The organism is Pseudomonas sp. KB_12 (assembly GCF_052114545.1).
In the GTDB taxonomy this organism is placed as follows: Bacteria; Pseudomonadota; Gammaproteobacteria; order Pseudomonadales; family Pseudomonadaceae; genus Aquipseudomonas; species Aquipseudomonas brassicacearum.
In genome coordinates this window covers 82,525-105,724 of record NZ_JBFREY010000016.1, presented here as the reverse complement: position 1 = coordinate 105,724, position 23,200 = coordinate 82,525, and the positions used below count along the sequence as shown (strand labels likewise).

The window sequence follows — 23,200 nt, the reverse complement described above, 5'->3', positions numbered from 1 at the left end:
CGAAATATTCAGCAAGGAGGCAAGATGCCGCTGTGTTTGACTATCACTAGTTATCACAAGATCACCCCAGGTCAGTGTTCTGAAAAGTCCATGGATCAGGGAGTGATGGCAATTGGCCGTAATTCCGATAATGACTGGGTATTGCCGGACCCTGAGCGCCTGGTTTCCGGCAAACATTGCGTCATCCAATACAAAGACGGGCGTTATTATTTAACTGATAACAGTACTAATGGTGTGGAATTGGTCAAGGCCGGTGTTCGCCTGCGCAAGGGCAACAGCGAACCCCTGCAAGACGGCGAAGTGATCCGCATCGGTGATTATGAGATCCAGGCGCGCGTCGATTTCAGCCTGCCAGTCACCGACAGCAACCCGTTCGCCGAATCGCCCAGCAGTTTCGAGGCCTTGATGGGGCGCCAGGGCGCCGCGGCGCATACACCGTCGCCGCTTCATACGCCGTCGCCGCTTCATACGCCATCGCCGATTCAAGTGTCTGCGCCTGCGCATTTCCAGGGCGGGTCGGCCATGGACACCCTGCCGGACCTGTTCGATTTCTTGACCCCAGCCAGTGTCCCGCCGGCCACCCAGCCTGACCATGTGCCGGCCGAGCAGCACAACTTCCGCCCGCCGACGCCGATTCCCCGGCCGAGCCCGCCGCCCGTGGCCGAACCCGTGATACCGCCGTCTGCCTCGGTGATTCCGGATGACTGGGATCCGTTCAGCGACAAGCCCGCGCCAGTGGCGGTGGCCCCGCTGCCCGTGACCCCGCCGCCTGTGCCGCTACCGCCGGTGGTTGAGCCGGTCGCGACGCCAGCCCCGCAGGCTCCGCTCGTCGACATCTTTGCTGAGATCAGTGCACCGCCGCCGGCACCCGTGCCTGAAGCGTCGGTCACCCGCGTCGAGCCCCCGGTCGCAGCTCCAGTTGCTCCAGTTGCTCCAGTTGCTCCAGTTGCTCCGGTTGCTCCGGTTGCCTCGGTTGTTCCAGTCGCCCCGGTCGAGGCCAACCAACCCGACTTGCTGCAAGCGTTCCTGCGCGGTGCCGGGCTGGACCAGTTGCGCCTGGACAAGGCCAACGCCGAAGCACAGATGGAAAGCATCGGGCGCAGTTACCGGTTGATGGTCGAAGGCCTGATCGACGTCTTGCGCGCCCGCAGCAGCCTCAAGGGTGAGTTCCGTATCCAGCAGACGATGATCCAGCCGGTGGAAAACAACCCGCTGAAATTCGCCCCCAACGTGGATGAAGCCTTGCTGTTGCTGTTGCGCCACGGCAATCAGGCGTTCATGGCCCCGGACGCGGCGGTGCGTGACAGTTTCGATGACTTGCGGGCCCACCAACTGGCGGTGATGGCCGGTGTGGAAGCGGCCATCAAGCATTTGCTGACGCGCTTCGAGCCGGCGCAACTGGAAGAGCGCATGGCCAAGCCCGGTGGGCTCTCGGGTATTTTCAGCGGCTCGCGACAGGCCCAGTACTGGCAGCAGTTCACCGAGCTCTACGGCAACATTTCCCGGGAGGCCCAGGAAGATTTCCAGGACCTGTTCGGTCGCGAGTTCAGCCGCGCCTACGAAGAACACAGTACGCGACAGCGACGCCGCTAAGCGGCGCCGTCCCATAACAAGATTGATCGGCACACAACGGATAGCTCAAACGTCATTGAGGACGCAGGATGATTCCCAGGTTTTTACTCGCAGTCGCCACCGTGCTTCTGCTGACGGCGTGCGCCAAGGATGCGGCCAACCCCCAGCCCGAAGAAGCTGAGGCCGACACCGCCGCCATCGAGCTGCACTTTCACGCCATTGCCGGCCTCAACCCCGGCGCCACCGGCCAGCCGGCCCCGGTCCGGGTGCGCATTTTCGAACTGAAAAATGCCGCGACCTTCGGTCGTGCCGATTATTTCGCCCTGGCCGAACGGGCCCAGGCCACGCTGGGCGCCGACCTGATCGACCAGGACGAAGTGCTGGTCCAGCCCGGCCAGCAACTGAGCCTGCAACGCGACCTCGACCCGGCCACGCGGCACATCGGAATACTGGTGGGCTATCGCGAGCTGGACCAGTCGCTGTGGCGCACGGTGATGAATGTCCCGGCGCGCGAATACACCGAATACCAGATCAGCCTCGATGTGCGCGCCGTGCGCAGCGCCGTCGTCGTCCCCCCATCCAGCCCTGCCCAATAAGCAATCGGAGCCCCCATGTCCTGGAACAATCGCGTGGTCTGGTCGGAAGGCATGTTCATTGGAACGCAGCACTTCCAACAGCATGACCGTTACCTGGAAAACCTCATCGACGCACGCAGCCGCCCGTTGTCGGCCGGCGCCTGGGGTTTTTCCGAATTGCTGATCGACCAGGGCCTGCTGGCCCAGGGCAAGCTGGCGATCATCTCGGCGCGCGGCCTGTTGCCAGACGGTACGCCCTTCAACATTCCCCAGGACGACCTGGCGCCGATCCCATTGAACGTCGACGACAACCTGCGCGATGGCCTGGTGTACCTGGCCCTGCCGCTCAAGCGCGCCGGCGCCCGGGACACCGTGGACGAAGGTGAAGACCTCGGCGCTGCGCGTTATGTGAGCCAGGTGTGCGAAGTGCGCGACGACAACGCACCGTTCGAAAACCGCGCACCGGTGGCCCTCGGCTCGCGGGCGCTGCGGTTGTTGACCGAACAGGATGGCATCGGCGACTACGCCGCCATCGGCGTGGTGCGCATCAAGGAAAAACGCGCCGACCGTGCGTTGGTGCTCGACGATGCCTACATCCCGCCGCTGCTGGATGTGATCGCCTCCAAGCCGCTGGCGGCGTTCCGCAGTGAACTGCTGGGCCTGCTGCATCAACGCGGCGAAGCCCTGGCCGGGCGGGTGGTGGCGTCCGGCGCCGGTGGCGCCTCGGAAATTGCCGATTTCATGCTGTTGCAACTGGTCAACCGCGCCCAGCCGCTGATCCAGCACCTGAGCCAGTTGAGCCCGCTGCATCCCGAGCGTCTCTACAGCGAGCTGGTGAGCCTGGCCGGGGAGTTCTCCACGTTCACCGCGTCCGGGCGACGACCGCAGCAATACCCGCCTTACCAGCACGATGACCTGGCGCTCAGCTACGCGCCCGTGATGCAGGCCCTGCGCGAAGCCCTGTCGATGCTGATCGACAGCAAGGCGACACCGATTCCGATTGTCGAGAAAGCCTACGGCATCCACGTGGCGATGCTGGCCGACAAGACCCTGCTCGACAGCGCCAGCTTCATCCTGGTGGTGCGCGCCGACGTGCCGGCCGAGACCCTGCGCGGCCGCTTCGGCCAGCAGAGCAAGGTCGGTTCGGTGGAGCACATCCGCGACCTGGTCAACCTGCAACTGCCGGGCATTGGCCTGCTGCCGCTGCCGGTGGCGCCACGGCAGCTGCCGTACCACGCCGGCTCCACTTACTACGAGCTCGACCGGGGCAGCGATCACTGGCAGCAGTTGAGCAACTCCGGCGGCTTTGCGTTCCACATCGCCGGCCAGTTCCCAGGGCTGAACCTGGCCTTCTGGGCGATCCGAGGATAAACCGCGATGAGTAACGACGATCGTACCCAGTTCATGCCGACGCCCGGTGGCCGTGGTGGAGATCCCTTCCGCCCGGACGCTGGTCGGCCACAGCCGACGCCTGCGCCTGCACCGTTGGCGATGCCGGCCGCGCCGGTGCTGACCGGCAAGGCCGAGGGCCTCAACCCGCTGGAAAGCGCCGCCGGCCCGCTGCTGGCGCTGTTGACGCGCCTGCGCAACACCATTGCCCACCCGGCGCCGGCCAGTCTGCGCGCACAACTGCTGGCCTACCTGCGCCAGTTCGAAGAGCGCGCCGAGGCCGCCGGCGTGGTGCGCAACGATGTGTTGCTGGCCCGCTACGCCTTGTGCACCGCGCTGGACGAAGCGGTATTGAGCACACCGTGGGGCGGCACCAGCGATTGGGGCAAGCAAAGCCTGTTGATCACCGTGCATAACGAAGCCTGGGGCGGCGAGAAGGTGTTCCAGTTGCTGGAGCATTGCCTGCAAAGCCCGCGCGAGCGCCTGTACCTGCTGGAGCTTTTGTACCTGTGCATGTGCCTGGGTTTCGAAGGGCGCTATCGGGTGATGAACGACGGTCGCAGCCAACTGGAAGCGTTGCGTGAGCGCACCGCCGCCGTCATCCGCAGCGCCCGTGGCGACTACGAGCGCGAGCTTTCGCCGCACTGGCGCGGTGTCACTGTGGCCCGTGATCGGCTGGCGCAATTCATGCCGCCATGGATCGCCGTGGCCATCGGTGCAGCCCTGTTGCTGGCGCTGCTGTTCGGCCTGCGCATGAAACTGGCGTCCGATGCCGAGCCGGTGTTCAAGAACATTCATTTCCTCGGTGAAATCCCGGTGCAGACCATCGACCGCCCTGTGGTGCAGCCGAAAGTGATCGAGCGCCCACGCCTGGCCGGCTTCCTCGCCGATGAAATCCGCGCCAACCGGATTGCCGTGGAAGACGCCGTCGACCGCTCGGTGGTGACCATCCGTGGCGACGAACTGTTCGCCTCGGGCAGCGCCAGCATCAAGGACGATTTCCAGCCGCTGATGCTGCGCATCGCCGAGGCGGTGCGCAAGGTCAAGGGCCAGGTCCTGGTCACCGGGCACAGCGACAATCGCCCGATCGCTACTCTCCGGTTCCCGTCCAACTGGGCGTTGTCCGAAGCGCGGGCGCAATCGGTGCTGCAAATTCTCTCGGCCAAGACTGGCCAGCCCGAGCGCTTCAGCGCCGAAGGCCGCAGCGACACCGAGCCGTTGGCATCCAACGCCACCACAGAGGGGCGTGCGCGCAATCGTCGGGTTGAAATCACAGTATTGGCGGAGGGGGTCGAGTGAAGGCGTTTTTCAGTTTCATGACCCGCTGGGTCATTCCATTGCTGGGGCTGATCGCCCTGAGCCTGATCATCTGGTTCGTGGGCCCGCTGCTCGATTGGCTGGTGCCCGAAGGCCGCCGCTGGGCCTTGATCATCCTGGTGTTCGCGGTATGGATCGCCTACCGGGTGTTCCGCATCATCCAGGCGCGCCGTCAGGCCGCCGAAGTGATGCGCAGCCTGGCCGCGCAAACCCCACCGGACCCGACCAGCATCGCCACCGCCGAAGAGCTCGAAACCTTGCGCCAGCGCATGGACGAAGCCTTGGCCCTGCTCAAGAAAGCCAAGCTGGGCGGTGACGAGCGCCGCAACCTCTACGAGCTGCCGTGGTACGTGATCATCGGCCCACCGGGTTCGGGCAAGACCACCGCGCTGGTCAACTCCGGGCTGCATTTCCCGCTGGCCGCGCAACTGGGCGCCGGTGCGGTACGCGGTGTCGGCGGTACACGCAATTGCGATTGGTGGTTCACCGACCAGGCTGTCCTGCTCGACACCGCCGGCCGCTACACCACCCAGGACAGCGACGCGACCATCGACAAGGCCGCCTGGCTGGGCTTCCTGGGCCTGTTGAAAAAACAACGGGCCCGGCGCCCGATTGACGGGGCGTTCATCGCCATCAGCTTGTCCGACCTGCTGCTGGGCAGCGACGCCGAGCGCGCCGCCCACGCCGCCGCCATCCGGTTGCGGATCCAGGAGCTCTACACCCAACTGGGTGTGCGCTTCCCGATCTACCTGATGCTGACCAAGCTCGACCTCGTGCCGGGGTTCATGGAGTATTTCGATACCCTGAGCAAGGAAGAACGCGCCCAGGTCTGGGGCATGACCTTTGCCCTGGACGATGGCAAGAGCAGCGACAGCCCGCTGGCGCACCTGCAAAGCGAATTCACCGGCCTTGAGCAGCGCCTCAACGACCGCTTGGTGGAACGCCTGCAACAAGAGCGCGACCCGGCGCGGCGCGATCTGATCTACGGCTTTCCGCAGCAGTTCGGCGCCTTGAAAGATTGCCTGCAAAGCTTCCTCGAAGGCGTGTTCAAACCCAACGCCTTCGAAGAGCGCGTGTTGCTGCGCGGCGTGTATTTCACCAGCGGCACCCAGGAAGGCAGCCCGATCGATCGCCTGATCGGCTCCATGGCCCAGAGCATGAACCTGGACCGTCAGCACCTGGCGCGCCAGACCGGCACCGGGCGCAGCTACTTCATCGAAAAACTCTTCACCGCCGTGGCCTTCGCCGAGCGCGGGCTGGTGGGCGTCGATCCGAAAGTCGAGCGGCGGCGCAAGTGGATCGCCCGCGGCGTATTGGCCTCCACCGTGGTGCTGGTGTTGGTGGTCAGCACATTGTGGTGGGTCAGCTACCGCGCCAACCAGGCCTACATCGCCCAGGTCGACCAGAAGGTCGCGCCGTTGGGGCAAACCGTGCAGAACCTCAGCCCGGCGCAACGCGACGTCCTCGCCGTGTTGCCGTTGCTCAACGCCGTGAAACACCTGGCTGGTGACGCACCGAACTGGGCCGAAGGCCTGGGCCTGTACCAGGGCGACATGCTCGAAGCCGAGTCTGGCAGCGTCTATCGCAAGCTGCTGATCGCGGTGTTCGCGCCACGCTTGCTGACGCGCATCGAAGAGCAACTGCACAGCGGCGGCAATTCGGATTTCCTCTACGAAGGCCTGAAGGCCTACCTGATGCTCGCCGACACCGAGCATTACGATGCCGACTTCATCAAGGCCTGGATCGCCCTGGATTGGGACCGCAGCCTGCCGCGGGATTTGCCGGCCGAGCAGCGCCAGGCCCTGACCGCGCATTTGCAGGCGCTGTTCGAACGGCGTCCGCCCCTCGCGCGCCTCGACCCACGCCTGGTCGAAGACCTGCGCCGCCAGTTGCAGCAATTGCCGGTGGCCCAGCGGGTCTACGACCGGATCAAGCGCCAGAAGCTGCCCGAAGGCATCCCGGACTTCCGTATCAACGAAGCCGCCGGGCGTGACGCGGCGCTGGTGTTCAGCCGCAAGAGCGGCAAGCCATTGGGCGAGCCGCTGAGCGGGTTCTTCACCGTCAAGGGCTATCGCCAGGGCTTCCTGCTCACCAGCCTGAGCCAGACCGGCACCCTGGCCGAAGAGCAATGGGTGCTGGGCTCTGAGCAGGCCGATCAGCAGAACGTCGCCAGCCTGGCCGCCGATGTGCGTCGCCTGTACTTCCAGGACTACCTGCGCCAATGGGATGCCTTGCTGGCCGACATCGACTTTGTGCCGATCACCAGCGTGGCCCAGGCCGCCGATGTACTGCGGGTGATTTCCGGGCCGACCTCGCCGTTGAAAAAACTGCTGGTGGCGGTGGCGAAGGAAACCGACCTGCAACAGGACGAACGCCTGCTGGCCGCCCAAGGGGCGCCGGTAGAAGGCGGTGTGGACAAACTCAAGGAGCGCCTGGGCAGCTTGCTCGGCCAGGAGCAGGCGACGCAAAATGCACCGGCGCAAAGCGATGACCCGATCACTGCGCACTTCGCCGAGCTCAACAGCATCGTCAGCAAAAGCGAAGGCGAGCCGGCGGTCATCGACGGTCTGCTGGCGGACATGAACGCCCTGTACGTGCAGGTCAGCGCCATGGTCGGTGCCAGTGGCGACGCCTTGCTCGGCGAAGCCAAGAACCAGGCAGCCGCCGCCGCTACGCGCGTCAGCCTCAACGCCGAACGCCAGCCGCCGCTGGTGCAGGGCCTGGTCAAGTCGGTGGTCAACTCCACCACCAACAGCATGATGGGCGGGGTGCGCAACCAACTGAACGCCGCCTGGACCAGCGAAGTGGTGAACATCTATCGCCAGTCCCTGGCCGGACGCTATCCGATGTCGCCAGGCAGTGCGCGGGACGCGACCCTGGATGACTTCGGCCAGTTCTTCGGCGTCGGCGGAGTGATGGACAACTACTTCCGCAAGTACCTGCAACCCTACGTCGACACCTCGACCCCGACCTGGCGCTGGCAGCCGGGTGCGGCGCAGAAGCTCGGCATCGCCCCTGGCGTGCTGCAGACCTTCCAGCGCGCGGCGACCATCCGCGATGCGTTCTTCCGTTCCGGTGGCACGCAGCCGATGGTGCGTTTCGAGCTCAAGCCGGTGGCGATGGACTCGACCATCACCCAGTTCCTGCTCGACCTCGACGGCCAACAGTTGAGCTACGACCACGGCCCAAGCCGCCCGACCGCGATGCAGTGGCCGAACCCGGGCAGCATCGGCGTGGTGCGGATCTCGATCATGCCGCCGTCGTCCAGCGGTCGCTCCGGCATCACCCTGGACGGGCCGTGGGCCTGGTTCCGGCTGCTGGAACAATCGGACCTGACCGCCGGCAACTCGCCGGATCGCTTCAACCTGCGGCTGCGGGTCGATGGCGCCAGCGCCTCTTATGAGCTGCGGGCCAACAGCGCCTTCAACCCATTCAAGAGCCGGGTGCTCAGCGGCTTCAGCCTGCCGGAGCGGCTATGAGTACACCGGGCTTCTATGGAAAGTTGGCCAGCCGCGGCGATTTCGTCAGCCGTGGCTTGCCCCAGAGTTTTATCGGCCCGTGGGATTCGTGGTTGGCGGCGGGTTTGCTCGCCAGCCAGACCAGCCTCGGCGAGCGCTGGCTGGATGCCTATCTGGTCAGCCCGCTATGGCGCTTCATGGTCGCGCCGGGCGTTTGTGGCCCGGACGCCGCGGTCGGGGTGGTGATGCCGAGCATTGATCGGGTCGGCCGTTATTTCCCGCTGACTGTCGCGATGTTGCTGGAGCCCGACGCGGACCCGGCGTCGGTGGTGGGCGGTGCGGACGAGTGGTTTGAGCGGGTCGAGAACCTGTTGCTGAGTACGCTGAGTGTGGAGGCCAGTTTCGAGGCGTTCAACGAACAGCTGGAGACCCTGGGCAGCCCGATGTACCTGCCGCGCACGCCGAGCAGCCGCTTTGCCAGCCTGCATCGCTTCGATGCCACCGACCCGCAGCGGCGCATGAGCGCCCTCGCCGAGGCGGCCTGCGAAGGCGCAAGCCTGTGGTGGGGCCAGGGATCGGAACGCATTGCCCCGGGTTTGATGCGCTGCCAGGGATTGCCGGCGGCGGCTGATTTTGCGCAATTTTTGCTCGGCCAAGAAGGTGTTGTGTAGATGCGTCCAAGTGCCGGAAAAGCAATCAAGTCTGCAAGCAAGAGCCATGTCGGGATGGTCCGCCAGGTCAACGAAGACGCCTGCCTGGACCTGCCGGAAAACGGCCTCTGGGTGGTGGCCGACGGCATGGGCGGGCACGCGGCGGGCGACTACGTCAGCAGCCTGATCGTCGACAGCCTGCGCGGCATTGCCGTGGGGCGTTCGCTGGACGAATACGTCGCGGCGCTGCAAAGCGACCTGCTGCGGGTCAACGCCGCCGTGCGCGAGGAAACCGCCAACCGTGGCGTGACGATGATGGGCAGCACCGTGGTGGTGTTGGTCGCCCGCGACCTGCGCGGCATGTGCCTGTGGGCCGGTGACAGTCGTTTGTACCGCTTGCGCGACGGCGTGCTCGAAGGCATCTCCCGGGACCACAGCTACGTCCAGGATCTGCAGGACAGCGGCCTGCTCAGCGAAGCCGAGGCGCGGGTGCATCCACGGGCCAACATTGTCACCCGGGCCATTGGCGTCGAGGGGCAACTGAACCTGGCGCTGACCGAGCTGCTGCTGGTGCCCGGCGACAGTTATCTGTTGTGCAGCGACGGGCTGACCAAGACCGTCGAGGACGATGAAATCCGCGAAGTGCTGAGCCACGACGAGCCCGGCGAAATCGCCAGCAGCCTGGTGTCCCTGGGCCTGATGCGCGGCGCGCCGGACAACATCACCGTGGTGGTCGTGAAGGTGCCGTCATGAGCTTGACCCTGAACATTGTCATCCCCGGCTACGACATCGAAGGGCCGATCGGCGAAGGCGCGATGGCCAGCGTGTACCTGGCGACCCAGCGTTCGCTGGAACGCAAGGTCGCGTTGAAAGTGATGGCCGCAGCCCTGGCCGCCGACCCGACCTTCTGCGAGCGTTTCCTGCGCGAAGGCAAGACCCTGGCGCGTCTGTCGCACCCGCACACCGTCACCATCCATGACATCGGCAACGTCGGTGAGCTGTATTACATGGCGATGGAGTACCTGCCCAACGGCACGCTCAAGGAACGCATTGCCGCGGGCCTGACGCCGGAGCAGGGCCTGACCTACATCCGCCAGATCGCCTCGGCCCTGGGTTATGCCCACGGGCTGGGCCTGGTCCACCGTGACGTCAAGCCGGCCAACATCCTGTTCCGCGCCGATGGCACGGCGGTGCTTTCGGACTTCGGCATCGCCAAGTCCCTGGACGACCGCACCCAGTTCACCCAGGCCGGCTTTGCCGTCGGCACGCCCAGCTACATGAGCCCGGAACAGGCCCGTGGCCAAGACATCGACGGCCGCGCCGACCTGTACGCCCTGGGCGTGGTGCTCTACGAAATCCTTGTCGGCAAACTGCCGTATACCGGCAACGACGCACTGTCCACGGCCCTGGCGCACCTGACCGAACCGTTGCCGGAATTGCCGGTGCACCACGGTCGTTACCAGGACGTGTTGCGCAAGCTGCTGGCGAAGGATCCGGCGGAGCGTTTCCCGGACGCGGCGGCGTTGCTGCGGGCGTTGGATAACCTGCCTGAGGAGTCGGCGGAAGCGACGTTGATCCGGCCGTTGTCGTTGCAACTGCCGCAGACGCCGAAACCGGTGGATGACTTGGCGGGTTTGACGCCCATGTCCATCGACATCCCCAGCGGCCCGGCTTACTCACCACCGCCGCCACAATCGCAGTCCAAGCCAGTGCCGCCGCCGATAAAACCGACGGTTCAATCCTCGGTGTCGGAGCAACGCAAGGGGCCGGTGTTCGCCCTGGCTGCCGTTGCGGTCGCCGTGGCGCTGGCGTTGGGTGGCGCGGGTTATTGGTGGTTGTCCGGTGATGACGGCAAAGACGTGAAGACGCCAGTGGCCACGACCACTTCGGTCAAGCCACCGGAAGTGAAGCCGCCGAAGACCCCCGAAGTGACAGCGGTCAAGCCGCCCGTTGCCCCGCCGGCTCAGCCGCCCGTGGCGACCGAAGCCGACGGCGGCCAGCGTCCGTTGTTGATGGCCGGCAAGAAAACCCTGTTCCAGCGCGTGCTCAGCAAACCGGGGGCGAAGCTCGCCGATGCGCCGGGCGCCGCACCGGGCAAGGCACTGCCGGCGTTTTCCGTGCTGTACGTGTACCAGCGCAAGGACGTCGACGGCGGTTCGTGGGTGCGGGTCGGTGCGGCCACTGACGGGCGCAGCGACGGCTGGTTGCCCGCCGCCCAGGTCAGCGACTGGAAGCAAAGCCTGGTGCTCAAGTTCACCGAACGTTCCGGCCGTGCGCCGGTGATGTTCCTGCGTCAGGCCGGTGAAGTGGAAAAGCTCTTGGCTAACCCTTCGGCCGCCAAGAACGTGTTGCTCAAGGCCCAGCAGAGCCCGCGGGAGGACCAGCAAGTGCTGGCCCTGGAGCCGGCCGCCAGCGCGGTGCCGCAGAGCCAGTTCTACCTGTTGCCGATCTTCGATTCCCGCGAAAGCCTGGATGAAAACGGCCAGCCGGTGCAGTTGCTGAACGTGGCGTCCATCGACCCGGGCAACACCCCCAAGGCGTCGAGCAACACGCCGATCACCACCGCCAACGCCGATGCGTTCCGCACGGCTGTGGTGCTGGTGGTGGACACCACCGTGTCGATGCAGCCCTACATCGACCAGGTCCGCGACGTGGTCCACGAACTGCAAACCCGCATCGCCGAGCGCGGCGAGTTGGACAGCGTCAGCTTCGGCATGGTGGGTTTCCGCAGCAGCATCAAGAAAACCCCGGGCCTGGAATACGTCGCCAAGACCTTGATCACCCTGGAGCAGGGCCGCGACCCGCAACGCTTCATGGAGCTGGCGCGGCAGGTCAAGGCATCGACGGTGTCGAGCCATTCGTTCAACGAAGATGCGTTTGCCGGGGTCATGGAAGCCGTCGAAGGCATGGACTGGTCCGGTTACGGCGGGCGTTTGATCCTGTTGGTCACCGACGCTGGGGCCCTGCGCAAGAACGATCCATTTGCCGCCACGCAAATGAACGAGGCCGAAGTGCGCCAGGCCGCACTGGGCAAGCAGATCAAGATCTACGCCTTGCACCTGCTCAGCGACGCCGGCAAGAAAACCCACGCCGGCGCCCAGAGCCAGTACCGCACCCTGACCGCCGACGCCAACCCGCAGATCGGCGACCTGTACATTCCGGTGCCGGGCGCCGACGTGCGCAAGTTTGGTGAGCGCGTCGACGAGATCGGTTCGGTGTTCGCCGACCTGGTGCATCAGGTGCGCAGCAACAAGGCGCAAAGCGTGCCGCTGTTGAGCGCCGTGCCGAGCCTGGCCGACAAGTCGGCCGCGGTCGGCTACGCGATGCACATGGACTTTTTGGGGCGTAAATCCGCCAGCCAGGCGCCGCAACTGGTCAGCGCCTGGACCGCCGACCGCGACCTGACCAACCCGGCACTGCCGGCGTTCCAGGTCTGCGTGATGCTGACCAAGCTGCAACTCAACGACCTGCAACAATCGCTGAAGCTGATCGTCGACGCGGCCCGCAAGACCCAGAGTTCGCCCAAGGATTTCTTCCAGGAAATCGCCAGCGCCAGTGCCTACATGAGCCGCGACCCGTCGGCCCTGCGCAAGGGCGGCAACCTGGCCGACGGCGGGATTCTCGGCGAGTACCTCGAAGGGCTGCCGTACCGCAGCAAGTCGCTGAACATGACCCAGGATCTGTGGCTGTCCTTGAGCGTGGCCGAGCAGGAAGACTTCATCGACGAGCTGGATTCGAAAATCCGTCTCTACGAAACCTTCCACAACGACCTCGCCAACTGGGTGCGCTTCGGCGATGCCGAGCCGGGTGACGCCTTGTACCGCGTTCCATTGTCGACGCTGCCGTGATGTTGACCCTGAACGCCGTGCATAAAAGCCGGGGCGCCGGCAGCCAGCGCTACAGCCTGGTGATTCCACGCCTGCATTTGCGCGGCGGTGAACAACTGGCGGTGGTCGGCCCCAGCGGCTGCGGCAAGAGCACCTTGCTGGACCTGCTGGCGCTGGTGCTGGCGCCGGATCAGGCCGGGCAGTTCGACTTCACGCCGGCCAACACGCCGCTGGACATCGCCAAATTGTGGCGTGCGTCGCAACAGGGCACCTTGGCCGAGCTGCGCAGTCGTTACCTGGGTTATGTTCTGCAAACCGGCGGCCTGTTGGGCTTCCTGGACGTGCGCGGCAACATCGCGTTGTCGCGCAAATTGCTGGGCTTGAAGGATGACGCAAGCGTGACGCGCCTGGCTGGGCAGTTGGACATTGCCGATCAACTGGACAAGAAACCGGCGGACTTGTCTGTCGGCCAACGTCAGCGGGTCAGCTGTGCCCGGGCGTTGGCCCATGGGCCGCGTTTGCTGCTGGCCGATGAACCGACCGCCGCCCTCGACCCGCTGAACGCCGAGCGCGTCATGCAGTTGCTGGTGGCCCAGGCGCGTGAGCACGGCGTGTGCTGTGTGGTCGCGACCCACGACGAGGCGCTGGCCCGCGCCAGCGGTTTGCAGGTGCGGCGCATCAGTTGCCGTCGCGATGTCGACGGCGGTGTCACCGCCACCCTCGGGGAGGCTTGCTGATGCGCGGCGCACTGGTGGCTTCCCTGGCCTGGCAGGATTACCGCAACGATGCCTGGCTGTCGGCTTGCTCGGTGTTGGCGCTGGTGGCCGTGGTGGCGCCGTTGCTGGTGCTGTTCGGCCTGAAGTTCGGCCTGGTCAGCAGCCTCACCGAACGCTTGCAGAACGACCCGGCCACCCGGGAAATCATCCCCTTGGGCGGCGGGCGCTTCAGTGCCGAGTTCGTCGAACAATTGAGCCAGCGCAGCGACGTGGCCTTTGCTTTGCCGCGCACCCGGCAGATCGCCGCCACGGCGGATTTGAGCGGCGATGCGTCGGTCGTCACGGTCGAGATGATTCCCACCGCGGCCAGCGATCCCTTGTTCGATCATTTGCCGGTGCCGCAAGGCCTGGATCAAGTGGTGCTCAGCCAGACCGCCGCTGAAAAGCTCGGCGCCAGGGCCGGCGATTGGTTGCAGGCCAGTTTCGGTCGGCAGGTGGCCGGTCGAAGCGAGGCGCAGCGCACGCGCGTGCAGGTGCTGCACGTGTTGCCATTGGAAGCCTTCGCCCGCGACGGCCTGTTTGCCCCGCTGGCCTTGCTGGAGGCGGCGGAGGATTACCGCGATGGCCGTGCCGTGCCCGCGTTCGGCTGGCCGGGCGATGCGGTGGGCGTGGCCGGGCAACGGGTCTACCCGGCGTTTCGTTTGTATGCCCGCAGCCTTGGCGATGTCGAGCCGCTGCGCCAGTATTTCGCTGGGCAAAACCTGTTGGTATCGACCCAGGCCCAGACCATCGCACAAGTGCAATCGCTGAGCCGCAATCTGTCGATCGTGTTCTGGATCATCGCCGGGTTGGCCTTGGCCGGGGCGTTCGCGGCGATCTTTGCTGGTGCCCTTGCAGCGGTCGAGCGTAAGCGCCGGGAGCTGTCGGTGTTGCGCCTGCTGGGGGTTTCTACCGCGGCGCTGTTGTTGTTCGTGGTGTTGCAGGCGCTCTACAGCGCCACACTTGCGGCCCTGCTCAGTGCCGGCCTGTATGGCCTGGCGCAGTCGGGCCTGAATTATTTATTTGCACAGATGCCCGGCGAATACGCCAGTCATCTGTTGGTGCGTCACTACACCTTGGCCCTGGTGGCCGTGCTCGGCGTCAGCGCCGTCGCGGCGGCGTGTGGTGGCTGGCGGGTGGCGCGCATCCAGGCGTGTGAAGGAATTCGCGATGTATAAGTTATTGGGCGCCGCCGTGGCGCTGAGCCTCGCCGGTTTGGTCTGGGCTGATGAAGGCACGGACAAGCTGGACAACCCCAAGCCGTTGCCCGACGACGTCAGCCTGCCGCTGCCGTGCGAAGGCCAGATGGTGTTTCGCTACGTCTACATCCTCGCCCAGGGCACCCTGGACGACCGCGAGATCAGCCTCGGTTACCCGTTCAGCGAAGACGAGGCGGGCTATCAACAGTCGTTCATTTCCGGCTACCGGCGCGACTTCATCAACGGCCAGTTCACCCTCAAGGATCTGCCCGGGGATTGGAACAAGACCATCACGCCGTTGATGCCCAAGACCGACGCCAAGACGCCGCTCAAGCCGATGCTGTACTTCATCGGCAAGTACGAGGTCACGGCCCGGCAATACGCCCAGGTCATGGCCCAGGCGCAATCGCTGGCCAGCGGCGAAGCGGCGCCGGCCTGCGAAACCTTGCAAGCCGATTTGCCCCAAGGCGTGGCGGGGCGGTTGCCCAAGGTGAAACTGTCGAGGTTCGAGGCCGAGCGCTTCTCGGCGGTGTACAGCGCCTGGCTGATGAAATACCACAAGGACCTGCTGCCGGTGAGCGGTCGCGGGACTTCCGCCGAAGACGGCGGGCTGGGTTTTGTGCGCTTGCCGACGGAAGTCGAGTGGGAATTCGCTGCCCGTGGTGGGCAAGCCGTGAGTCGCCAGGACCTGGAAGGGCGCCTGTTTCCGCGGCGCCTGGAAGGCAGTGAAAGCGACGGGCCGCTGGCCGATTGGGCGGTGTTCAACCAGGTCGCCGGTGGCACAGGCCAGGCGGCGCGGCTGATGCCCATTGGCACCAAGTTGCCGAACCCGATTGGCCTGTTCGACGTGGTCGGCAACGCCGCCGAGATGGTCCAGGAATCCTTCCAATTGGTGCACGCCGGTCGCCGTCAGGGCGCCTATGGCGGCTTCGTGGTCAAGGGCGGCAACTACCTGGAAGGCGAGGGCACGCTGTTCACCGGCATGCGCCGCGAATACCCGTTGTTCGCCGCCGACGGCACCGAGCAAAGCAACGAAACCACCGGTTTTCGCGTGGCCGTCGGTGCGTTGTCGGCGCCGCGTTCGCGCTACAAGGAATTGTTCGTCCAATGGCAGAAAGAAGGTCGGCTCGCGTCGCTGACCGACGCCATCGATGATGCCGATGACCCGACCAAGCGCCTGGACAGCATCATCGCCGCCAGCGTCGACCCGCGCCTGCAAGCCGAACTGGGCCTGGTCAACGAAGAGCTCAAGCGCAACGTCTCGCTCATCGCCCAGCAGCGTGAAGAAGCGGCGGGCAACCTGATTCAGTCGTCGGCCTTGGTGGCCGAGACCGTCAACAACTACAACATTCGCCTGACCAATCTGCAGAACAGTCGGCAAGCCGCCCTGGACGCCAAGGATGAGGCCAGCGCCACGCTGTTCGCCACGGCCATCGATAACGGTCGCAGCGCGCTCGATGGCGCGGTGGCGATTTATATCGACAACCTGGCGACCGGCACGCGCTACACCGATGCCGTGATCCAGGCGCAGTTTCAACGCATCAAGGAAGAGTTGGAGCGCAAGCCGGTATTGGGCAAGAGCCTGGTGGCGCGCGCAACGTTATTCGTTCGTCATGTCGGGGATTATCGTCAGCAAAAACGAGCCGACCCGGCGGCGATATTGAAGGAATTGCTCGCATCGAACGCTCAGCGGTCTTGAGCGTTCGCTGTCAGCGAGCTTGGAAGGGACTCAGGCGGCGATAGGGCTGCGCTGAGCTGGTCAAAACTTAAAACGAGAACACAACTATGCTTTTCTCCCGTAAACCTTTTGCTTCGGGTTCCAAGCGTCACTTGCTGATGGTCGCTGTCGGCTTCAGCACCGTGCTGACCGGCTGCGCCACGTCGCCGACCTCCAAGGTCGCCTCGAGCACCAAAGTCGAGTACTACCCGAACTGCTACGAGCCGGTGCAGCACCTGCGCTCCACCGAAGGCAACATGACCAAGTCGGTAGTCACCGGCGCGGCCGTCGGCGCCGTCGGCGGTGCACTGCTGGGCGTCCTGACCGCCGATAAGGAAGACCGTGGCCGCAACGCCGCCATTGGTGCCGCGGGCGGCGCCCTGGCCGGTGGTGCAGCCGGTTACTACACCGAGCGCCAGAAACAGATCGCCGATGACAACCAGCGCATCGCGTCCTACGCCGCCGACGTCAACAAAAGCGTCACCGACATCGACCGCAGCACGGCCTACGCCAAGACGTCGCAGCAGTGCTACCAGAACGCGTTCAGCAAACTGGTTGCCGACCGCAAGGCCAAGACTGTCAACGACACTGAAGGCCGCAAGCGCCTGGCAGAAATCGTCGCCGGCCTGAAAGAGTCGAACGACCTGATCGTCGCGGTCAACGGTAAAGCGTCCGAAGACCTGAACAACTACACCCAGGCTTACGAGAAAGATCTGCAGCAAGTGGGTGTGCAGCGTACTGACGTGGTGACCGTGGCCACTGCCGATACCACACCGGTCGTGGCTCAGACCACCACCAAGACCAAGAAGAAAGTGACGCCGGCGAAGAAGAAAGAACTGCCAACCGTGCCGAAAGAAGCGGTGACCACCGAGAAAACCCTGCAGACCGCCAAGGCCAAGCAGGATGAAAGCAAGCAGGTTGCCAGCGCGGGTACCACTCAGGTCAACAGCATGTGCAAAAACCCGGACCTGGGCGACTGGGCACCGGTTCCTTGCCCGAATGTTTGATTGAGTGATGGTTGCTGGTCATTGATCAGCAGCCAAAACCCAAAACCTTGTGGGAGCGAGCCTGCTCGCGATAGCGTCGGTTCAGTTGGCATCCATGTCGACTGAACCGGCGCCATCGCGAGCAAGCTCGCTCCCACTGTTGTTTTTGGGGGCATATCCGTTGTTGCGGTAACGGCTACTTAGGGTTCCGCTCTTACAGCGGGTCACTTTCGAAAAGCGCGAAAGTAACCAAAGCGCTTTATGCCCCACCACTTGGTGCCTCGCTTAGGCTCGGCATGCCCTCACTCCGGCATTGCTCCGTGGGCCCGCCGCGAAGGGCCATCCATGGCCCAGCGCGGCTATCCCGGCATCCATGCCGGGATGCCCACTCCACAATACCTGCGTTCGGCCATCGTGGTTAACGGGGCGCCGAGATCAACGTCCACGCCGAGGCGGCCTAACAGCCGACCTGGCTCTCTCGGTCGTACATCCGTCAGATCTGTTTGAGCAGGGCCTGTGGGAGCAAAGCTTGCTCGCGAGGCGGCCTTATAGCCGACCTGTCTCTCCCGGTCGTACACCCATCAGATCTGTTTGAGCAGGACCTGTGGGAGCAAAGCTTGCTCGCGAGGCGGCCTGACAGACGACCTGTCTCTCCCGGTCGTACCCCCGTCAGATCTGTTTGAGCAGGACCTGTGGGAGCAAAGCTTGCTCGCGATGGCGCCGGTTCAGCCTGCATCAATGCAAAGCTCTACACCTTGGCGCCGGGCGCCACCGCCTCCTTGGTTTCCAGATGATCCAACGCCCGCTCAACCAACAACTGCACCCCATCGGCCATACGGCTGATCGCCAGGGCGACGCAGCGGCGAGAGTCATCCACGTCGTCAGCCAGGTCGGCGGCGATGGTGCTGATGGAGAGCAGGTCTTCGGAGGCTAGGCCAGCAGGGTTTCGGTGTCGATGTGGGGGGCGACGATGAACAGCTTGGTGCTGTCGGGTTCGGGCGGTGAGGCGGGCTTGGGGTTGAGGTAGTAGTCGAGGGCGCGGGTGGCGGCGTCATCGAGCTTTTTTTCTTCCTGCGCTTGGACGCGGGATTTGTGGCCGTTTTGCGGCGGATTGGGAGTGACCTTGAACATATTATTTTTCCGGTATTGGGGCTGACATCCTCTCGCTTGCATTCGAAAAGGGTGGCAACTGTGCGTAAGTGTGCAAGACCGGCCCGGAGTATCCGGCAGACCCGAAGGTCTCCCACGCACAGTTGCCATAACGGGGCGCGAGCATAAAAAAATGCTCGTCCAATAGCTATAACCAATTGTGCTCCAGGTCGGACTTGCACGTCCGTGTCACCGTTTTTTGGTGACGAACAGAGGTTAGCGGCCCACGCCCACCGCGCCTAGTTCATGAACAGCCCGGCGTGTTGAAGGAAATGTCCGAGGAACAGGAGAGCAAAAAGATCAAAAGACCGCAGCCTTCGGCAGCTCCTACGGAAATCGACGTAGGAGCTGCCGGAGGCTGCGATCTTTTACTTTTGAGTTTTGTGACTTGGCAGTCATCTTTCGCGAAAACCAGCTTATCTTCCGCTAAAGCGTTCCGATGATGGCGTTTCGCCGAAGAATCGCTAAACTGCCAGCCAATCATCTTTCATCACGAGGCTGTGCCCATGAAATTTCGTTTTCTGCTGTGGGTGCTGGGGTTGTTGATGGGCAAGGCCAGTCGGACCAATCCGGCGTTCCAGCAGCAGTTGGGCGACAAGGAATTGGTGTTTCAGCTGCAAACCCTGGACGGCAAGGTCGCCCGGCATTTCACGGTGAAAAACCAGCGGATCACTAGCCAGTCCGGCACTTACCCGGAGCCTGCGTTCGCCATCGCCTTCAAGGACGCCGCCTATGGCTTCGCCACGATGCAGGCGAAGAACAAGCAGCTGGCGTTCATGACGGGGATTCAGGACAAGTCGATCCAGATCAAGGGCAACCCGGCACTGGTGATCTGGTTCCAGGGGCTGACCAAGTATTTGAAGCCGAGGAAGCCTAAAGCCTAGTGATTCCCCTGTGGCGAGGGAGCTTGCTCCCGCTGGGCTGCGAAGCGGCCCCAAATGGATTGACGCGGTCCTCCAGGCGGATCGCGTCGGCAGGTTTTGCGTCTGCTGCGCAGCCGAGCGGGAGCAAGCTCCCTCGCCACAAAAGCTCAGCTGCCTGCGTCAGCAATCAATGGCTGAACTGCGAAGCCAGTTCCCGCAGCAGCACTTCCGCTTCCAGCACTTTGCTGACTACATCGTTGACCTTGTCCCGAGACAGGCCTACGCGCTCGAGCAATGCATCGGGAATTTCCTCGTCCGGGCCGGAGCCGATTCCTCGCGAGCGCAGCAGGCGTACGGCCAGGCATACCAGGTTCGGGTAGGCGGCGTATTCGCCGTCGTAGTGCGGGTCGTGCTGGAAACGCAGGGCGGTGGCCAGTTCGTCGGGCATGTCCCAGTAGCGCATCAGCCAGGCGCCGATCTGTTCGCGACTGATGCCCAGCAGGTGCTGTTCCACGTAGCTGTGGCACAGGTGCGGGTTGACCTCCAGGTGCCGGCAGATCAGCGAGAAGTGCGGCGGGAACACGTGGGCCAGCAGCAGATAACCGAAGTTGTGCAGCAGGCCGGACAGGTAGGTCAGGCCGCCTTCGGGACGCTGGGCGCGCGGCATGGCGCGGGTCAGGCCTTCGATGACGGCGGCGGTGTAGATCGACTGGTGCCAGTACGGCGTGGTGTGTTGCGGATGGTCCTTGGGCAGGCTCAGGGTCTTGCCCAGGGCCAGGCCCAGCGCCAGGTTGATCACCAAGTCGAAGCCCAGCACCCGCACGATGGCATCTTCCACCGAACGAATCTTGCCGGGTGATGCGTAGTAGGGCGAGGCGGCCCAGCTCACCACTTGCGCGGCCAGGGCCGGGTCGGTTTCCACCACGCCGGTGATGTCATCGATGGTCGCGTCGGGGTCGACCCGCAGCTTGATGATTTTCTGCGCGGTTTCGGCCAGCGGCGGGATCTCGATGGTTTCTTCCAGCCGTTGCTGGATACGCCGGGCGGTGAACGCCTGTACAGCCTGGGTGATTTCCTTGCGGTCGTCGTGCGGGCGGTCCAGGTTGGGGGTGATGTTGCTCACGGCTTCGCCGAACGTCGCGGCGCTGGCCTTGGTGAGCATGGTCTTGAATGCTTCGCTGGTGACTTCCAGCAACAGCCCCGGCTCACCGGAGTTGATCAGCAACTTCGGTTCGCGCAGCAGGCTTTCTTCGTACAGGCACGGTGAGCTGGTCAGCGCCGGCAGGCCGGGCAGCAGGCTCAGGCTATGTTTGCCGAGCATGCGCTCCAGGCGTTCGGTCGGCACCGCCGTGAGCTTGCGTCCGGTGAGTTCGGCCAGGCGGTTGAGGTCCAGCAGCTGACTTTGCGGAAACAGCACCATCAGCGCGCCAACGGCATCGTGCAGCAACACCGCCTGTACTTTGCGGGCTGGGTTCAGGCCGGGGCGTTCGAGTACTTCGTCATAGCCGATGCCCAATTTCTCGAGCAACAGCCGAATAACAGACGGAGCGTGCGGGGCTTCGGGGACGAGGGCAGCTTCTGTCATGGTCTGTATCCGTTTTCATACAAGTTGGTCAGTATAACCAGCTTGTCCGGCACGCGGGTCTTGAAAACTGAGCGCGTGCTCACACTTGGCCGTATTGCTGCCCGTGACGCAGCCAGCGATCCAGCAGCGGGCTGACGTGGTCGGGCCAGCGTTCCAGCAGGGCCTGGGCGGCGTCGCGTACGGCGGGGAGCAGATCGGCGTCGCGCATCAGGTCGGCTACCTTGAATTGAAGCAGACCGGTCTGGCGTGTGCCGAGCATTTCACCGGGGCCGCGCAATTCGAGGTCTTTTTCGGCAATGACGAAACCGTCGTTGGTTTCGCGCATGATCCCCAGCCGCTGGCGGCCGATCTGCGACAACGGCGGGTGATAGAGCAGGACGCAATGGCTGGCGGCGCTGCCCCGGCCCACCCGGCCGCGCAGTTGGTGCAGCTGCGCCAGGCCCAGGCGCTCGGGGTTCTCGATGATCATCAGGCTGGCATTGGGCACGTCGACGCCCACCTCGATCACCGTGGTTGCGACCAGCAGTTGCAGGGCGCCGGCCTTGAACTCAGCCATGACGGCGGCTTTCTCGGCGGGCTTCATGCGGCCGTGGATCAGCCCGACCTTCAACTCGCCGAGGGCGGCGGTGAGGTCTTCATAGGTGGTTTCGGCCGCCTGGCAGGTCAGTTCTTCCGACTCTTCGATCAGCGTGCACACCCAATAAGCCTGCCGCCCTTCGGCGCAGGCGCTACGCACGCGCTCGATCACCTCCACTCGTCGGGTGTCGGTGACCAGCACGGTATTGACTGGTGTGCGGCCGGGCGGCAGTTCGTCGAGGATCGAGGTGTCGAGGTCGGCGTAGGCGCTCATCGCCAGGGTCCGCGGGATTGGCGTCGCGGTCATGATCAATTGATGAGGGCACATCCGCCCACCCACGCCTTTCTGCCGCAGGGCCAGGCGCTGTTGCACGCCGAAGCGGTGCTGTTCGTCGATGATCACCAGGGCCAGGTTCTTGAACTGCACTTCGTCCTGGAACAGCGCATGGGTGCCGACCACCATCGGTGCGCCTTCGGCGATCTGTGCCAGGGCGGCGACGCGGTTCTTGCCCTTGAGCTTGCCGGCCAGCCAGGCGACTTCGATGCCCAACGGTTCGAGCCAGCGCTGGAAGGTGATGAAATGTTGTTCGGCGAGGATCTCGGTGGGCGCCATCAGCGCCACCTGATAACCGGCCTCCAAGGCTTGCAGCGCCGCAAGGGCGGCGACCACGGTCTTGCCGGCGCCGACATCACCCTGGATCAGCCGCAGCATCGGCTCCGGCTGGCTCAGGTCGTAGGCAATTTCGTTGCCGACCCGTTGCTGGGCGCCCGTGGGGGCGAAACCGAGGTTGGCCAGGTAGCGGGCCGGCAGATCCCTGGCCTTGGGCATGGCCGGGGCGCGCAGGGAACGCAGGCTTTCGCGCAGGCGTTGCTGCGACAGTTGATGGGTCAGCAGTTCTTCGAACGCCAGGCGATGCTGGGCCCAGTGATGGCCGAGGGCGAGTTCGTCGACGTCGGCATCGGCGGGCGGATGGTGCAGGTAGCGGATCGCGTCGGCCAGGGGCGCCAGGTGGTAATCCCGGGCCAGTTCCGTGGGCAGCCAGTCGGGCAGGCTGCTGGGGCCGAGCAGGGTCAGGGTTTGTTGGCAGAGCTGGCGCAGACGTTGTTGGGTCAGGCCTTCGGTGAGCGGATAGACCGGGGTCAGGGTTTCATCCACGGGCGGCGGTTCGTCACCGGTAATGCTGCGGTATTCCGGGTGATAGATCTCCAGCCCCGACGCACCGGGCCGTGCCTCGCCGTAGCAGCGCACGCGGGTGCCACGCTTGAGGCCTTCCTTTTGCGCATTGCTGAAATGATAGAAGCGCAGGCTGAGCCCGCCGGTGCCGTCCTGCAGGCGTACCACCAGGCTGCGCCGACGACCCATGACCACGTCGGCGCCGCTGACGGTGCCTTCGATCACCGCATCCTGGCCCGGGCGCAAATGGCCGATAGGCACCACACGGGTGCGGTCCTGGTAACGCAGGGGCAGGTGGAACAGCACGTCCTGGAGGTTTTCCAGGCCGACCTTGGCCAGTTTTTCGGCCATGGCTTCACCGACACCCTTGAGTGTCGTGACCGGCACTTTCGACAGCTCCGTCATGGC

15 protein-coding genes and 1 pseudogene are annotated in these 23,200 nt (G+C 64.5%); 13 read left to right on the top strand and 3 right to left on the bottom strand.

Annotated features, from left to right (window positions below; all coding sequences use genetic code 11):
• The first annotated feature begins 24 nt into the window (after positions 1-24).
• From tagH to tagQ, 12 genes are all read left to right on the top strand, one after another.
• Positions 25-1,593: a type VI secretion system-associated FHA domain protein TagH gene (tagH, locus tag AB4Z20_RS15395; protein WP_442090177.1), complete on the top strand. Its 1,569-nt coding sequence runs from the start codon at positions 25-27 to the stop codon at positions 1,591-1,593.
• 68 nt (positions 1,594-1,661) lie between these two features.
• The gene (tssJ, locus tag AB4Z20_RS15390) at positions 1,662-2,168 is read left to right on the top strand and encodes a type VI secretion system lipoprotein TssJ (RefSeq protein WP_214510130.1); all 507 of its coding nucleotides are present in this window, start codon (positions 1,662-1,664) and stop codon (positions 2,166-2,168) included.
• Positions 2,169-2,183: 15 nt separating this feature from the next.
• Complete coding sequence (gene tssK / locus AB4Z20_RS15385) at positions 2,184-3,518, top strand: type VI secretion system baseplate subunit TssK (protein ID WP_253470427.1); 1,335 nt, start codon at positions 2,184-2,186, stop codon at positions 3,516-3,518.
• A 6-nt stretch (positions 3,519-3,524) separates the two neighbouring features.
• Positions 3,525-4,835: a DotU family type VI secretion system protein gene (locus tag AB4Z20_RS15380; protein ID WP_253470425.1), complete on the top strand. Its 1,311-nt coding sequence runs from the start codon at positions 3,525-3,527 to the stop codon at positions 4,833-4,835.
• Positions 4,832-8,332, top strand: coding sequence for a type VI secretion system membrane subunit TssM (tssM, locus tag AB4Z20_RS15375; protein ID WP_442090176.1), 3,501 nt, complete (start codon positions 4,832-4,834; stop codon positions 8,330-8,332). The genes AB4Z20_RS15380 and tssM overlap by 4 nt, the downstream gene beginning before the upstream one ends.
• Positions 8,329-8,982: a type VI secretion system-associated protein TagF gene (gene tagF, locus AB4Z20_RS15370; protein WP_003206910.1), complete on the top strand. Its 654-nt coding sequence runs from the start codon at positions 8,329-8,331 to the stop codon at positions 8,980-8,982. Before tssM ends, tagF begins: the two co-directional genes overlap by 4 nt.
• Positions 8,983-9,714, top strand: a complete 732-nt coding sequence (locus tag AB4Z20_RS15365; protein WP_053190086.1) for a PP2C family protein-serine/threonine phosphatase — start codon at positions 8,983-8,985, stop codon at positions 9,712-9,714.
• On the top strand, positions 9,711-12,809 hold the full coding sequence (locus AB4Z20_RS15360) for a serine/threonine-protein kinase (protein ID WP_442090175.1): 3,099 nt from the start codon (positions 9,711-9,713) through the stop codon (positions 12,807-12,809). Before AB4Z20_RS15365 ends, AB4Z20_RS15360 begins: the two co-directional genes overlap by 4 nt.
• Entirely contained in the window at positions 12,809-13,525 is a 717-nt protein-coding gene (locus tag AB4Z20_RS15355) for an ABC transporter ATP-binding protein (protein WP_024619024.1), read from the top strand. The genes AB4Z20_RS15360 and AB4Z20_RS15355 overlap by 1 nt, the downstream gene beginning before the upstream one ends.
• Positions 13,525-14,721, top strand: a complete 1,197-nt coding sequence (locus tag AB4Z20_RS15350) for an ABC transporter permease (protein WP_253470419.1) — start codon at positions 13,525-13,527, stop codon at positions 14,719-14,721. Before AB4Z20_RS15355 ends, AB4Z20_RS15350 begins: the two co-directional genes overlap by 1 nt.
• Entirely contained in the window at positions 14,714-16,441 is a 1,728-nt protein-coding gene (locus tag AB4Z20_RS15345; RefSeq protein WP_253470417.1) for a formylglycine-generating enzyme family protein, read from the top strand. Before AB4Z20_RS15350 ends, AB4Z20_RS15345 begins: the two co-directional genes overlap by 8 nt.
• An 86-nt stretch (positions 16,442-16,527) precedes the next feature.
• Complete coding sequence (gene tagQ, locus AB4Z20_RS15340; RefSeq protein WP_253470416.1) at positions 16,528-17,466, top strand: type VI secretion system-associated lipoprotein TagQ; 939 nt, start codon at positions 16,528-16,530, stop codon at positions 17,464-17,466.
• Between the two features lie 727 nt (positions 17,467-18,193).
• Here tagQ and AB4Z20_RS15335 read toward each other — a convergent pair.
• A pseudogene (locus AB4Z20_RS15335) lies at positions 18,194-18,576 on the bottom strand (DUF6124 family protein).
• 524 nt (positions 18,577-19,100) lie between these two features.
• On the opposite strand from AB4Z20_RS15335, the gene AB4Z20_RS15330 reads away from it, so the two are divergent.
• Positions 19,101-19,478, top strand: a complete 378-nt coding sequence (locus AB4Z20_RS15330) for a helicase (RefSeq protein WP_442090174.1) — start codon at positions 19,101-19,103, stop codon at positions 19,476-19,478.
• A gap of 166 nt (positions 19,479-19,644) precedes the next feature.
• Here the strand turns inward: AB4Z20_RS15330 and AB4Z20_RS15325 are convergent, their stop codons facing one another.
• Both AB4Z20_RS15325 and recG read right to left on the bottom strand, forming a co-directional pair.
• Positions 19,645-21,042, bottom strand: a complete 1,398-nt coding sequence (locus AB4Z20_RS15325; protein ID WP_253470415.1) for an aminoacyl-tRNA deacylase and HDOD domain-containing protein — start codon at positions 21,040-21,042, stop codon at positions 19,645-19,647.
• Between the two features lie 79 nt (positions 21,043-21,121).
• Entirely contained in the window at positions 21,122-23,197 is a 2,076-nt protein-coding gene (recG, locus tag AB4Z20_RS15320; RefSeq protein WP_253470414.1) for an ATP-dependent DNA helicase RecG, read from the bottom strand.
• Between the last annotated feature and the right edge of the window lie 3 nt (positions 23,198-23,200).

Bases quoted from the DNA above. Each gene is read 5' to 3' on its own strand.
- tagH (WP_442090177.1), top strand. From the start codon at position 25: ATGCCGCTGTGTTTGACTATCACTAGTTATCACAAGATCACCCCAGGT.
- tssJ (WP_214510130.1), top strand. From the start codon at position 1,662: ATGATTCCCAGGTTTTTACTCGCAGTCGCCACCGTGCTTCTGCTGACG.
- tssK (WP_253470427.1), top strand. From the start codon at position 2,184: ATGTCCTGGAACAATCGCGTGGTCTGGTCGGAAGGCATGTTCATTGGA.
- AB4Z20_RS15380 (WP_253470425.1), top strand. From the start codon at position 3,525: ATGAGTAACGACGATCGTACCCAGTTCATGCCGACGCCCGGTGGCCGT.
- tagF (WP_003206910.1), top strand. From the start codon at position 8,329: ATGAGTACACCGGGCTTCTATGGAAAGTTGGCCAGCCGCGGCGATTTC.
- AB4Z20_RS15365 (WP_053190086.1), top strand. From the start codon at position 8,983: ATGCGTCCAAGTGCCGGAAAAGCAATCAAGTCTGCAAGCAAGAGCCAT.
- AB4Z20_RS15360 (WP_442090175.1), top strand. From the start codon at position 9,711: ATGAGCTTGACCCTGAACATTGTCATCCCCGGCTACGACATCGAAGGG.
- AB4Z20_RS15355 (WP_024619024.1), top strand. From the start codon at position 12,809: ATGTTGACCCTGAACGCCGTGCATAAAAGCCGGGGCGCCGGCAGCCAG.
- AB4Z20_RS15350 (WP_253470419.1), top strand. From the start codon at position 13,525: ATGCGCGGCGCACTGGTGGCTTCCCTGGCCTGGCAGGATTACCGCAAC.
- AB4Z20_RS15345 (WP_253470417.1), top strand. From the start codon at position 14,714: ATGTATAAGTTATTGGGCGCCGCCGTGGCGCTGAGCCTCGCCGGTTTG.
- tagQ (WP_253470416.1), top strand. From the start codon at position 16,528: ATGCTTTTCTCCCGTAAACCTTTTGCTTCGGGTTCCAAGCGTCACTTG.
- AB4Z20_RS15330 (WP_442090174.1), top strand. From the start codon at position 19,101: ATGAAATTTCGTTTTCTGCTGTGGGTGCTGGGGTTGTTGATGGGCAAG.
- AB4Z20_RS15325 (WP_253470415.1), bottom strand. From the start codon at position 21,042: ATGACAGAAGCTGCCCTCGTCCCCGAAGCCCCGCACGCTCCGTCTGTT.
- recG (WP_253470414.1), bottom strand. From the start codon at position 23,197: ATGACGGAGCTGTCGAAAGTGCCGGTCACGACACTCAAGGGTGTCGGT.